Annotated in this window: 12 protein-coding genes; 5 read left to right on the top strand and 7 right to left on the bottom strand. The window is 60.2% G+C overall.

Annotated features, from left to right (window positions below):
- Window positions 1-15: 15 nt before the first annotated feature.
- From AB5Y48_RS00685 to apbC, 4 genes are all read right to left on the bottom strand, one after another.
- On the bottom strand, window positions 16-1,485 hold the full coding sequence (locus tag AB5Y48_RS00685; RefSeq protein WP_224160061.1) for an inorganic phosphate transporter: 1,470 nt from the start codon (window positions 1,483-1,485) through the stop codon (window positions 16-18).
- A 149-nt stretch (window positions 1,486-1,634) separates the two neighbouring features.
- On the bottom strand, window positions 1,635-2,216 hold the full coding sequence (dcd, locus tag AB5Y48_RS00680; RefSeq protein ID WP_050664834.1) for a dCTP deaminase: 582 nt from the start codon (window positions 2,214-2,216) through the stop codon (window positions 1,635-1,637).
- A gap of 17 nt (window positions 2,217-2,233) precedes the next feature.
- Window positions 2,234-2,878 carry a uridine kinase gene (udk, locus tag AB5Y48_RS00675; protein WP_050664833.1) on the bottom strand — a complete coding sequence of 215 codons (645 nt, stop codon included), beginning with the start codon at window positions 2,876-2,878 and terminating at the stop codon, window positions 2,234-2,236.
- Between the two features lie 110 nt (window positions 2,879-2,988).
- Complete coding sequence (gene apbC / locus AB5Y48_RS00670) at window positions 2,989-4,068, bottom strand: iron-sulfur cluster carrier protein ApbC (RefSeq protein ID WP_224160060.1); 1,080 nt, start codon at window positions 4,066-4,068, stop codon at window positions 2,989-2,991.
- A gap of 166 nt (window positions 4,069-4,234) precedes the next feature.
- On the opposite strand from apbC, the gene metG reads away from it, so the two are divergent.
- Window positions 4,235-6,268 carry a methionine--tRNA ligase gene (gene metG / locus AB5Y48_RS00665; RefSeq protein ID WP_368163435.1) on the top strand — a complete coding sequence of 678 codons (2,034 nt, stop codon included), beginning with the start codon at window positions 4,235-4,237 and terminating at the stop codon, window positions 6,266-6,268.
- A gap of 34 nt (window positions 6,269-6,302) precedes the next feature.
- Here metG and AB5Y48_RS00660 read toward each other — a convergent pair whose 3' ends face one another.
- Window positions 6,303-6,998, bottom strand: a complete 696-nt coding sequence (locus tag AB5Y48_RS00660; RefSeq protein ID WP_368163434.1) for a CHAD domain-containing protein — start codon at window positions 6,996-6,998, stop codon at window positions 6,303-6,305.
- A 10-nt stretch (window positions 6,999-7,008) separates the two neighbouring features.
- Window positions 7,009-7,281, bottom strand: a complete 273-nt coding sequence (locus tag AB5Y48_RS00655; RefSeq protein ID WP_060586060.1) for an acylphosphatase — start codon at window positions 7,279-7,281, stop codon at window positions 7,009-7,011.
- 87 nt (window positions 7,282-7,368) lie between these two features.
- On the opposite strand from AB5Y48_RS00655, the gene AB5Y48_RS00650 reads away from it, so the two are divergent.
- The 4 genes from AB5Y48_RS00650 to AB5Y48_RS00635 all read left to right on the top strand — a co-directional run bounded on the left by AB5Y48_RS00650 (window position 7,369) and on the right by AB5Y48_RS00635 (window position 11,060).
- Window positions 7,369-8,799, top strand: coding sequence for a methyl-accepting chemotaxis protein (locus AB5Y48_RS00650; protein WP_368163433.1), 1,431 nt, complete (start codon window positions 7,369-7,371; stop codon window positions 8,797-8,799).
- A gap of 71 nt (window positions 8,800-8,870) precedes the next feature.
- Entirely contained in the window at window positions 8,871-10,064 is a 1,194-nt protein-coding gene (locus AB5Y48_RS00645; protein ID WP_050664827.1) for a class I SAM-dependent methyltransferase, read from the top strand.
- 126 nt (window positions 10,065-10,190) lie between these two features.
- Window positions 10,191-10,475 (top strand): pyrimidine/purine nucleoside phosphorylase, encoded by a 285-nt coding sequence (locus AB5Y48_RS00640; protein WP_050664826.1) that lies wholly within the window; start codon window positions 10,191-10,193, stop codon window positions 10,473-10,475.
- A gap of 144 nt (window positions 10,476-10,619) precedes the next feature.
- Window positions 10,620-11,060 carry a GNAT family N-acetyltransferase gene (locus tag AB5Y48_RS00635; protein WP_082177861.1) on the top strand — a complete coding sequence of 147 codons (441 nt, stop codon included), beginning with the start codon at window positions 10,620-10,622 and terminating at the stop codon, window positions 11,058-11,060.
- Window positions 11,061-11,108: 48 nt separating this feature from the next.
- On the opposite strand, the gene fabB is transcribed toward AB5Y48_RS00635, so the two are convergent.
- Window positions 11,109-12,320, bottom strand: a complete 1,212-nt coding sequence (gene fabB / locus AB5Y48_RS00630; RefSeq protein WP_136613493.1) for a beta-ketoacyl-ACP synthase I — start codon at window positions 12,318-12,320, stop codon at window positions 11,109-11,111.
- Window positions 12,321-12,410 lie beyond the last annotated feature (90 nt).

Below are 12,410 nucleotides of genomic sequence, written 5' to 3'. Positions count from 1 at the left end.
ATCGTTTCAATACATTCAGGCAAACAGAGCGTGGGCCAGCAAGAAAAGCCCACCCGAGAGCAGCATGGTCAGCGGCAGGGTCAGAATCCAGGCCATCAGTATGGTCTTGATGGTTTGGGTCTGAAGCCCGGAGCGGTTTGCCACCATGGTCCCTGCCACGGCGGAAGAGAGTACGTGGGTGGTGGATACCGGCATACCGGTCGCACTGGCAATACCGATGGCACTGGCCGCCGTGATCTGTGCGGCGATCCCCTGACTGTACGTCATCCCCTTGGATCCAATCTTCTCCCCCACCGTATGCACGATGCGACGCCAGCCGATCATGGTGCCACACCCCAGGGCCAGGGCAATGGAGACGATGACCCAGTAAGGTGCGTATTCGGCGGTCGAGACCAGATCTTTACGCCATACGGCCAGATCCTTGAGCTCCTTGGCAGGCAGCGGCAACTTGGAGACCTTCTTGGCCGTGTCGTCGATGCAGAGCAGGAGACGGCGCACCTCACGGCGATCGGCAACGCTCATCTCATTGTAAGAGCGCACCTTGCCCAGACGATTGTCGAGGGTTGCGATATTGGAGAGGGTATCTCCGGCAGCGCAGTGATCCATCAGCTCGGCAGAGACCTTTACTTCTCGATTGAAATCCACCAGGCCACTTACCATCTCCTGGTTACGCTGATAGAGCTCGGCGATACGATTGGCCGCATCCTGGGTTCGATCGAGATGATAAGGGCTGCTGCTCATATCGAGAGCATAATGAGACGGTGCCATGCAGATAAGCACCAGCATCAGCAGACCGATCCCCTTCTGGCCATCGTTGGATCCGTGCACAAAGCTGACCCCCATGGCCGAGGCCACCAGGGTAAGCCGGGCCCAGAAAGGGGGATGCTTCTTCCCATCAACCTTGAGGCGCTCTTCCGGGGTCTTGTGTAACTTGGGACCACTCCAGACTCGCTTGATGGCAAACAGCAGTAGAGCCGCGAAGATGAAGCCAACGGTCGGTGAGACGATGAGCGACAGCATGATATCGATCGCCTTGCCCACGTTGATCCCCTCGTTTAGCGGCTTGTTGACCAACCAGGCATAGGCTCCGCCCACCCCCAGGATGGAGCCTATCAGGGTGTGAGAGCTGGAGGCCGGAATGCCAAAGTACCAGGTACCCAGATTCCAGGCGATGGCGGAGAAGAGCAGTGAGAAGATCATCACCAACCCCTGACTGGAGTCCATCCCCAGCAGCAGATCGATAGGAAGCAGATGCACGATGGCGTATGCGACTCCCAGACCACCCAGCATGACGCCAAAGAAGTTGAAGATGCCAGAGGCCACAACGGCCATATGAGCCGGCATGGCTTTGGTGTAGATCACCGTCGCCACCGCATTGGCCGTATCGTGAAAACCGTTGATGAACTCATAGGCCAGCACGAAAACTACGGAGAGCACCAGCCCGATGGCCAGCCACGCATTCATCCCTTCAAAGATAGTTAGCATTACAAAGGTACACCTCGTTAATGAAGTGCGCGGATTATGCCAGATGAAGAAAAGCTGAATAGCCGGGCGCTAAATATTTTCTGACGAAAAAAAAATGGCAAATGCGTCAGCATCTGCCATTCGGGGTGGTCTGCGATGAATTATTCTCGTCAGTCCTGACTGATCCGGCTCGCCACCGCCCCCTGCTGGCTCTTGTACTTGGCGTTTTCACGCTTGTTGTAGGGGCGCGCGGCCTCACCGGAGAGAACTTCAAAGTTCAGCGCACCAATTTTCATCTTGGGGCGCAAGGCCAGCGGCAGCTTGCCGCCGTTGTAGAACTCCAGCACGATGCGGCCGGACCAACCCGGATCGATCCGATGGGCCGTCACATGCACCATGAGCCCCAAGCGAGCCAGCGAGGAGCGTCCATCCAGCCAGCCGACCAGGTTGGCCGGCAAGGTGACCGATTCATAGGTGACGGCCAGGGCCAGCTCACCCGGGTGGAGGAAGAAAGCCTCTCCGTCGGGGATATGGATCTCTTCACTCATCACCCTGTCGATGGCATCGGCCATCTCGGCGCTGGTGCCACCGAGATCGATATAAGGCGCGGTGTGATCGCGAAAGACGCGAAAGGCATTACCCAGCAGGACGTCGACGCTGACTCCACTGATACGCTCCTGAGTGGGGCGAGGCTCGATGACAATCTTTCCCTCGTCCAGATAGCGTTCTATGTCGGTATCACAAAGGCGCATGATTTCTCCTTGGTAACTCAACCCACCAGCATGTGGCGAATACGGGCCTTGAGCATGTCGATGGCGATACGGTTCTTGCCGCCACGCGGAACGATCACATCGGCGTACTGTTTGGAGGGATCGATAAACTGCAGGAACATGGGTCGCACCGTCTTCTGATACTGCTTGAGCACCGACTCCATGGTACGGCCACGCTCCTGCACATCACGCACCAGACGGCGGATGAGGCAGATGTCGAGCGGAGTATCCATGAAGATGGTCGCATCCATACGCTCACGCAGACGCTGATCGGTCAAGAGCAGGATCCCTTCCAAAATGATCACCTTGCGCGGCGCAAAATCGGCGGTCTCGGCCATACGGGTGTGCTCGGTGTAGGAATATTGGGGAATGCTCACCCCTTCACCCCGTGAGAGGGAGTCCAGATGCTCAACCAGCAGGCTGTGATCCATCGCATTGGGGTGGTCGTAGTTGGTCTTGACCCGCTCTTCCATGGTCAAGTGCGACTGATCCTTGTAGTAGCAGTCTTCGGAGATCACACCAATCTCACCGGCACCCAGCTCGGCCACCAGCTCTTCATAGATGGTCTGGGCAATGAGACTCTTGCCCGAGGCAGAAGCCCCGGCAATCCCGATGATCACACACGAACGTTGAGTATCAGACATGACAAATACCTAAAAAGAAGAGCGGTTGGAATGAATGTAAACCGATCCATTATAAGAAAAAGGGTGGGCCATGCCCACCCTCAAAGCGCGTCGCGCCTCACGTTCGGCCACTATTCATCCAGCTGACGGGTAAAGAGGGGGGTCGCAACCGGTTTTCCGCTGAAATAGAGTGCAGCGGCCAGGTTGCGAGCCAGCTTGAGATAGCTCAACGAGAGGGCGTGATCGGGCGAATGGAAGACGATAGGGCAGCCATCATCCATGTGCTGGCGAACGTCGATATGCAGTGGCAACTGTCCCAGCAGATTGATGCCAAACTGCTCGGCCATCTTCTCCCCTCCCCCCGTGCCAAAGAGCGGCTCATGGTGCCCGCAGGCGCTGCAGATGTGATAGCTCATGTTCTCGATCACACCGAGCACAGGGATCCCCACCTTCTCAAACATGGCAACCCCCTTGCGCACATCGGCCAGGGCCACATCCTGCGGGGTAGTGACGATCACAGCCCCCGTGGTGGGTACCTGCTGGGCCATAGTGAGCTGGATATCGCCGGTGCCGGGGGGCATATCCACCACCAGATAGTCAATTTCGCCCCAGCGGGTCTCGTGGAGGATCTGTGACAGCGCCTTGCTCGCCATCGGGCCACGCCAGATGGTGGCATCCTGCTCACCCACCAGATAGCCAATGCTGTTACTGGGCATGCCACAGGCCATGACAGGCTCCATCAGTTTGCCGTCGTGGCTGACGGGGCGCTCATTGCGGGTGCCGGTCATGATGGGAATCGAGGGGCCATAGATATCCGCATCGAGCAGGGCCACTCTGGCCCCCTCCTGCTTGAGCGCCAGTGCCAGATTGACCGCCGTGGTGGACTTGCCCACCCCTCCCTTGCCCGAGGCCACCACCAGGATGTTACGAACCCCTTGCAAGGCCGGCAGGCCACCGGCGCGGGGCAGGCTGGCGATCTCCATATCGCAATCCCAACGGATCTGCTGCACCCCTTCCACGAGGCGAAGCGGCCCGTCGAGTTCATCACGCAGCTGTTCAAACCAGCCCTCACCGGCGAAAGGAAGACGCACTCCCACCGTCAACACACCGGCCTCCAGCGAGAGGGAATGAACAAAACCCGACTCAACCAGGTTACCTTGCCAAAAACGCGGTTTAAATTCGGCCAATATACGCTTTACTGCATCTAACACTGTAAAAACCCCATTGAGTTGTGATTTTCTCAAATCCCGCCGCGATTACCCGCCACGGTTCCGAGCCGTGCCAGCACGGGCGAGTCTCGAGGCTAGGCAGATCCGGCCTGATTCGGGTAACATGCACGGCACTCTAACACTCCAATCAGCATATCAAGAACCCATTATGGCCACTGATCCCCGTAAAATTCTGGTTACCTGCGCCCTCCCCTATGCCAATGGCTCCATCCACCTCGGTCACATGCTGGAACACATCCAGGCCGATATCTGGGTCCGTTATCAACGAATGCGCGGTCACCAGGTCCACTTCATCTGCGCCGACGATGCCCACGGCACGCCGATCATGCTCAAGGCCCAGCAGATGGGGATCGCCCCCGAAGAGATGATTGCCCGCGTCAGCGAAGAGCACCAACAGGACTTCGCCGGCTTCAACATCAGCTTCGACAACTACCACTCGACCCACAGCGACGAGAACCGCGAGCTGGCGAGCCTCATCTATACCCGCCTCAAGGAGGCCGGCAAGATCAGTAGCCGTACCATCTCCCAGTTGTTCGACCCGGAAAAGGCGATGTTCCTGCCGGACCGTTTCGTCAAGGGGACCTGCCCCAAGTGCAAGTCGCCGGATCAGTACGGCGACAACTGCGACAGCTGCGGCGCCACCTACAGCCCGACCGAGCTCATCGATCCGAAATCCGCCGTCTCCGGCGCCACGCCGGTGATGAAAGACTCCGAACACTTCTTCTTCGACCTGCCGCAGTTTGAAAGCTGGCTCTCCGGCTGGGTGCGCGGCTCCGGTGCCATCCAGGAAGAGATGGCCAACAAGATGCAAGAGTGGTTCGAAAGCGGCCTGCAGCAGTGGGACATCACCCGCGATGCCCCCTACTTCGGCTTCGAGATCCCGGGCGCCCCGGGTAAGTACTTCTACGTCTGGCTGGACGCCCCCATCGGCTACATGGCCTCGTTCAAGAACCTGTGCAACAAGCGCGGTGACATCGATTTCGACAGCTTCTGGAACAAGGACTCCAAGGCCGAGCTCTACCACTTCATCGGCAAGGACATCGCCTACTTCCACTGCCTGTTCTGGCCGTCCATGCTGGAAGGTGCCAACTTCCGCAAGCCGACCAAGGTCAACGTGCACGGCTATGTGACCGTCAACGGCGCCAAGATGTCCAAGTCCAAGGGCACCTTTATCAAGGCCTCTACCTATCTGAACCACCTGGATCCCGAGTGCCTGCGTTACTACTACGCCGCCAAGCTCAACAGCCGCATCGACGATCTGGACCTGAATCTTGAAGACTTCGTGCAGCGCGTCAACGCCGACGTGGTCAACAAGCTGGTCAACCTGGCGTCGCGCAACGCCGGCTTTATCGCCAAGCGCTTCGGCGGCAAGCTGGCGGCAACCTGCGCCGAACCCGAACTCTATGCCGAGTTCGCCAATGCCCGCACCGCGATTGCCGAGGCCTACGAGAGCCGCGAGTTCAGCCGCGCTATCCGCGAAATCATGGCCCTGGCCGACAAGGCCAACCGCTATGTGGACGACAAGGCCCCCTGGGTCATCGCCAAGCAGGAAGGGGCGGATGCCGAGCTGCAAGCGGTCTGCTCGGTGGGCATCAACCTGTTCCGCGTGCTGATGGCTTACTTGAAACCCGTCATGCCGCTCCTGGCCGAGCGCGCCGAGGCCTTCCTGGCCGAGACCCTCAGTTGGGAGGGTATCGCCGCCCCGCTGGTCGACCACACCGTTGCCCCGTTCAAGGCGCTCTTCTCCCGTATCGAGCCGGCCAAGATTGAAGCCATGATCGACGCCTCCAAGGAAGACTTGGCCAAGGAGCAGGCACCGAAAGTGACCGGCCCGCTGGCTGATGACCCCATCGGCGAGACCATCACTTATGACGACTTCGCCAAGATTGACCTGCGCGTGGCCCTCATCAAGAAGGCCGAGGCGGTACCGGAAGCCGAGAAGCTGCTGAAACTGCAGCTCGACATCGGCGGCGAGACCCGTCAGGTGTTTGCCGGCATCAAGTCCGCCTACAACCCGGAGGATCTGGAAGGCAAGCTGACCGTGATGGTGGCCAACCTGGCCCCGCGCAAGATGCGCTTTGGCATGTCCGAAGGCATGGTGCTGGCCGCCGGCCCCGGCGGCAAGGATCTCTGGATCCTGGAGCCCCAGGAGGGCGCTCAGCCAGGGATGCGAGTCAAGTAAGCACCAAGAGGGACCTTCGGGTCCCTCTCTCTTTTCATGCCCGTTGTGCCATGCGTACGGCAAGCATGCGCAGCACCGGTCGCCGCCGCTCCAGTTGTCGCTGCCGCTGTGCAAGCTGAGTGTTCAACTTGTCGACCGCCCCGCTCTCCCCTTCCTGCTCGAAGCGTTCGCGCCACTGACGGCGATCCTGCAACTGCCCGAGCAGCTCCTGCCACTGCGTCAACTCGGCCAGCCAGCCGATGGGCACCTCCCCTTGTGCCAGCAACAGCTCAACACCATAGCGGCTCCCCTTGATGGCCAGTCGCAAGCGATGCCACTGATGAAGGGTCATGGGCCCATCCACATCGAGCCGCTCGAGCAGATTTGCCCCAAGGCTCATGGCATAGAGTCTGGCCAACTGGGGCTGCGCACCCCACTCCTCACGCCGCTGCCACCAGGCAAGCAGGGCAGGCTCGAGCTCAACCACCCGCACTCTCGGCACAGCCCCGGTCCCATGGCCGAAATGGAGAGCGTGTACCTGCGCATCCCGCAGGGGCGAGAGCCTCTTGATGGCCGAGGCCAGCCGCCTCTCGAGGCGGGGCTGATAAACCAGAGGTCGCCACAAGGCGAGCAACGACTCCACCCGCCTGGCCGCGATGCGGTAACCATGGACCGCCGCCTCATCGGCCCCCTGGCGCAAGACGCCGGCCGCCTTAATAAAGGCGCGTATGACACTGAGCTCATGCTCCATGGAGCTGGCCTCAGTTGGTGTGAAAACCGGGCGGCGGCAGCTCACTCGTCTCACACACCTCGATCCGCGAGACCTGAGCGGTACGTGGACCCCGTTCGAGCCAGCTCAGCATGCTCTGCACCTGCGCGCCGGGTCCGGCGATCCACACCTCGACCGAGCCATCATCCAGGTTATAGGCATGACCCCGCAACTTCAGGCGCATAGCCTGCTCCCGGGTAAAATAGCGAAACCCGACCCCCTGAACGACACCATAGACGCGAACGACAAACGATTGCTCTCCCATTTTTACACCCTTGTCATTAAGATTGGCCGGCTCTCGTCGATAATGCTGACACCCGCTCAACGGATTGCTGTAGGAACACTAATCATTATGAAAGAAGTCAAGTTCAGATGGGTTGACCGCTATCTCATTCACCTCACCATCACCGAAAAGTTCATGATCACCTTCTGGTTCCCCCTGCTGGTGATCGCCCTGCTCGGGTTTAGCCTGCTACGCGCCAGTCACGAGCAGGAGATGAGCCTGCGACTCGATCTGATGCGCGAGAAGGTCGATACGGTTGCCGCCCTGGTGGCCAAGGAGCCTGCACTCCCCCTGCCTGCCCACCTCTCCTTGCAGCCCTACGCCAGTGAAGGCCTCTCTGAGCAGGGAGACAAGGTCCTCTACGCAGCCCGGGCCGGGGATGCGGGTATGGTCGTGGGAAGCCTGGATCGCGCCGCCTACTCCATGTGGGACGATCAGGGACCCATGCTGGGGCTGATCGCCTTGCTGGCGGCCGTGATGGCTCTCATCACCCACTACCTGATGACCTTCGTCTCGGGGGCGCTCTACTCCACCAACAAGGCGCTGCAACAGGTGGCTGACGGCGATCTCACCTTCCGCCTCAACTTCTTTCCGGTACGGGACGAGTTTTCGGTGCTGGCCGGCAGCATCGATCGCTTCACCGATCGCCAACACAAGATAGTGCAACTGGTAGAGGAGTCTGCCGAGGCGCTCCACATGGCCGCCGATGAGTTTCGCGATCACGCCCGTCAGGGTCAGCAACTGGCCCTCTCCCAACGCAGCCACATGGACTCACTGGCCGCCGCCATGGAGCAGATGTCGGCTGCCATCCGCGAGGTGGCCCGCAATGCGGCCGATACCCTGAGCCAGACCCGCGCATCGAGCGACGAGGCCGCCAAGGGGGCAGCCCGGGTGCACAAGACCATCGACTCCATCCGTACCCTGGCCGACGAGATTGCCAATGCGTCGAGCGCCGTCGAGCAGCTCACCGACAACGCCAACCGTATCAACGAGGTGGTCAGCGTCATCAACGCCATCTCCCAGCAGACCAACCTGCTGGCGCTCAACGCCGCCATCGAAGCGGCCCGCGCCGGTGAGCAGGGGCGTGGCTTTGCGGTAGTGGCTGACGAGGTACGAACCCTGGCCGGCCGCACCCAACAGGCCACGGTCGAGATCCAGCAGATGATCGAGTCCCTGCAGGGGGGAACCGCCACCCTCAACGAGATCATGGAAAAGACGGTGATCCGTGCCGCCGACAGCCGCGAGCTCATCACTCAGGTTGGCGCCGATATTGAGCGGATCAGCCAGGTGAGTGCCAGCGTCTTCGAGATGAGCGCCCAGATAGCCACCGCCTCCGAGCAGCAGAGCTCGGTCGCGGCCGACATCGCCCACAACCTCGAGCTGGTTCGTGGTGAAGCAAGCTCGGTGGAAGAGTCGGCCTCTGCCTCGGTCGCCGGCACCCAGGGTCTCAAGACCACGGCCGACGAGCTCTCGGGCGCCCTCAAGGGGCTGAAGATCTGAGCGGTTTGTCTTTTAGCGAGGGGCCACCTAAAATGTGGCCCCTTTTTCATATCTGCTAAGTGGCTGTCACCATGAGCGCATCCATCATCCTCGTCGGCGGACGGGAAAAATCCCTGCTTCGCCGTCATCCCTGGGTCTTCTCCAAGGCCATCGACAAGGTCAAGGGCAAACCCGTCAACGGTGAGACGGTCGATGTCTTTGCCCAAAGCGGTCAATGGCTCGGCCGCGGCGCCTGGTCAGGCAGCTCCCAGATCCGGGTGCGGATCTGGACCTTCAACCGGGACGAAGCCGTCGATCAGGCCTTCTTCCTGCGCCGCCTGGGCGATGCCCAGGCCGCTCGCGACGATCTGATCGCCCGCCAGGGGCTCACCGGCTATCGCCTGTGTGCCGCCGAATCCGACGGCCTGCCCGGGGTTACCATCGATCGCTACGGCGATTTCCTGGTGTGCCAGCTGCTCTCGGCCGGTGCCGACTATCAACGTCCGCTTATCGTCGAGGCCCTGCGCACCCTCTTCCCCGCCTGTAACATCTTCGAGCGCTCCGATGTCGCGGTGCGCAAGAAAGAGGGGCTTGAGGAGTTTGTGGGCGTACTCCATGGTGAAGCCCCCGCAGAGCCTGTGGTGATCGAGGAGAACCAGGGGGTCAAGATCCTGGTCGATATCCAGGGAGGCCACAAGACCGGCTTCTACCTGGATCAACGGGACAACCGCCAGGCCGCCACCAAGTACACCGCAGGCAAACGGGTACTCAACTGCTTCTGCTACACCGGCGGGTTTGGTGTCTACGCCCTCAAAGGCGGGGCCAGCGAAGTGGTCAACGTGGATGTCTCCCAGCCGGCATTGGACACGGCCCGTCAGAACGCCGAGATCAACGGTCTGGATCTCTCCCGCGCCCACTTCCTGCGTCAGGATGTGTTCAAGCTGCTGCGCGAATACCGGGAGAAGGGTGAGAAGTTTGACGTCATTGTGCTCGATCCGCCCAAGTTTGCCGAGAGCAAGGCCCAGCTTGACGGCGCCTGCCGCGGCTACAAGGACATCAACCTGCTGGCATTCCAGTTGCTTGCCCCGGGCGGCATCCTGCTCACCTACTCCTGCTCCGGCCTGATGCCGGCGGATCTGTTCCAGAAAATTGTGGCCGATGCCGCACTGGATGCAGGTCGCGATGCCCAGATCCTCGAGCGCCTCTCCCAGGCCCCGGATCACCCCATTGGCACCGCCTACCCGGAAGGGTTTTACCTCAAGGGGCTGGTCGTCAGAGCCCGCTAACCCCTCTTCGTCGGCGCCCTTCGGGGCGCCTTTTTCGTCCCTTCCCTGCCCCGCTCACAATCTTCATGACAGCCAGAATCCCCCGTGCTAACGTGCCAGGGACTGTGCCAATGCAAGGATGTAAAGATGTTGAAAAGCAATGAATATTTTGACGGTAATGTCAAATCCATCGGCTTCGAGCAGAAGGGTGAGAAGGCGACTGTCGGCGTCATGGCCCCCGGTCACTACGAGTTCAACACCGCCGCCCCCGAGCGTATGACGGTGATCAAGGGCGCCCTCATCATTCAACTCAAGGATGAAGACGAGTGGCACACCTATGAGGCAGGCCAGGCGTTTGCCGTACCCGGTCACTCCAGCTTCAGGCTGGAGGTCAAACTGGCGACAGCCTACCTCTGCGAGTTTCTCGATTGATGATAAATAGGGGCCGAAAGGCCCCTTATCTTTTCTGCTGCTTTTTGTTAGCATGGCGTTGCACTTGGTGTTTTTTGCAGCAAAAACTCAGGAATTATGACTGTTTCGATACGGAATATCCGCCATGATGACTGGTGCGCTATCATGCGTATCCAGGCCCAGTGTTACCACGATGTCACCCCGGAGCCCTTGCCCATCCTGCAACAGAAGGCGCAGCTCTCTCCCGACACCTGTTGGGTCGCCGAACGCAGTGGCGAGGTGCTGGGCTACCTGCTCTGCCACCCCTGGCACCATGGGCATCCCCCCTCGCTGTCACGCCCCATTGAACAACTGGACGGGGATGATCTCTTCTATATGCATGACCTCGCCATCTCGGATCGCGCCCGTGGTCTCGGTGTCGGACAGCGTCTCATCGACACGGCGCTCAGCCATGCCAGGGAAGATGGCTACGATGAAGTGGCACTGATCGCGGTACAGGATGCGCCCGCTTATTGGCGCCGCCAGGGGTTTGTCGCCAGCCCTACCGGCAAGTGTCTGGCCGAATATGGCCAGGATGCCCAGTTTATGAAGCTCAGACTGGGCTAGAAATGAAGAGGGCGCCCTGATGGCGCCCTCTTTTCAACCGGATCCGGCTCAGCCTTTGAACTTGCTGAACACCAGAGAGGCGTTGGTACCGCCAAAGCCGAAGCTGTTGGACATGACGGTGTCGAGGGAGGCCTCTTCGGTCTCGTGCACGATGGGCAGACCGATGGCTTTCTCGTCCAGGGTCTCGATGTTGATACTAGGCGCGATGAAACCGTGCTCCAGCATCAGCAGGGAGTAGACCGCCTCATGCACGCCGGCGGCGCCCAGAGAGTGACCTGTCATCGCCTTGGTGGCGGAGAGCTTGGGCGCGTTGGCACCAAACAGGGTCTGGATCGCTTCCAGCTCCTTCACGTCACCGACCGGGGTCGAGGTGCCATGGGTGTTGATGTAGTCGACTTTCTCCACACCGGCCATCGCCATCTTCATGCAGCGGATGGCGCCTTCACCGCTCGGGGCGACCATGTCGTAACCGTCTGAGGTGGCACCGTAACCGGTGATCTCGGCATAGATGTGGGCACCGCGGGCCAGGGCGTGCTCGAGCTCCTCGACCACCACAATGCCGCCGCCACCGGAGATGACGAAACCGTCGCGATCCGCATCATAGGTGCGGGAGGCCTTTTCCGGGGTGTCGTTGTACTTGGTCGAGAGGGCGCCCATGGCGTCAAACTGGGTGGTCATGGACCAGTCCAGCTCCTCGCCGCCGCCGGCAAAGACGATGTCTTGCTTGCCGAGCTGGATCAGCTCCAGCGCGTGGCCGATGCAGTGGGCAGAGGTGGCACAGGCCGAGCTGATGGTGTAGTTAACGCCACGGATCTTGAACGGAGTGGCGAGGCAGGCAGAGACGGTAGAGGACATGGTACGGGGCACCATGTAGGGACCGACACGCTTGACGCCCTTTTCACGGGCGATGTCACACGCTTCCAGCTGGTTCTTGGCAGAGGCGCCACCGGAGCCCGCCACGATACCGGTACGATCGTTTGACACCATGTCGTCGGTCAGTTTGGCGTCGGCGATCGCCTCCTGCATGGAGAGGTAGGCATACGCAGAGGCGTTGCCCATGAAACGCATGACCTTGCGGTCAATCAGCTCGGACGGGTCGAGTTTGATGTTGCCCCAGACACGGCTGCGCAGGTTGTACTGCTCGAACTGCTCGGAATAGGTAATGCCGGACTTGCCCGCTTTCAGGGAGGCCAGTACTTCTTCCTTATTGTTGCCGATACTGGAGATGACGCCGATACCGGTGATCACTGCTCTTCTCATTAATCCATCTCGTCTGGTAAAACTGGCACCGAGTCTACCCGCTTTCGGCTGCCAAACTGGTCTGCTTTCACGTAGAGCATAGAAATGGTG

This window comes from Aeromonas sp. R6-2 (assembly GCF_040908155.1).
GTDB lineage: Bacteria > Pseudomonadota > Gammaproteobacteria > Enterobacterales > Aeromonadaceae > Aeromonas > Aeromonas schubertii.
This window is presented reverse-complemented; position numbering and strand designations above follow the sequence as displayed.

What these genes read in the sequence shown, in the direction of transcription:
- AB5Y48_RS00685 (WP_224160061.1), bottom strand. Translation starts at nt 1,485, where the DNA reads ATGCTAACTATCTTTGAAGGGATGAATGCGTGGCTGGCCATCGGGCTG.
- dcd (WP_050664834.1), bottom strand. Translation starts at nt 2,216, where the DNA reads ATGCGCCTTTGTGATACCGACATAGAACGCTATCTGGACGAGGGAAAG.
- udk (WP_050664833.1), bottom strand. Translation starts at nt 2,878, where the DNA reads ATGTCTGATACTCAACGTTCGTGTGTGATCATCGGGATTGCCGGGGCT.
- metG (WP_368163435.1), top strand. Translation starts at nt 4,235, where the DNA reads ATGGCCACTGATCCCCGTAAAATTCTGGTTACCTGCGCCCTCCCCTAT.
- AB5Y48_RS00660 (WP_368163434.1), bottom strand. Translation starts at nt 6,998, where the DNA reads ATGGAGCATGAGCTCAGTGTCATACGCGCCTTTATTAAGGCGGCCGGC.
- AB5Y48_RS00655 (WP_060586060.1), bottom strand. Translation starts at nt 7,281, where the DNA reads ATGGGAGAGCAATCGTTTGTCGTTCGCGTCTATGGTGTCGTTCAGGGG.
- AB5Y48_RS00650 (WP_368163433.1), top strand. Translation starts at nt 7,369, where the DNA reads ATGAAAGAAGTCAAGTTCAGATGGGTTGACCGCTATCTCATTCACCTC.
- AB5Y48_RS00645 (WP_050664827.1), top strand. Translation starts at nt 8,871, where the DNA reads ATGAGCGCATCCATCATCCTCGTCGGCGGACGGGAAAAATCCCTGCTT.
- AB5Y48_RS00640 (WP_050664826.1), top strand. Translation starts at nt 10,191, where the DNA reads ATGTTGAAAAGCAATGAATATTTTGACGGTAATGTCAAATCCATCGGC.
- AB5Y48_RS00635 (WP_082177861.1), top strand. Translation starts at nt 10,620, where the DNA reads ATGCGTATCCAGGCCCAGTGTTACCACGATGTCACCCCGGAGCCCTTG.
- fabB (WP_136613493.1), bottom strand. Translation starts at nt 12,320, where the DNA reads ATGAGAAGAGCAGTGATCACCGGTATCGGCGTCATCTCCAGTATCGGC.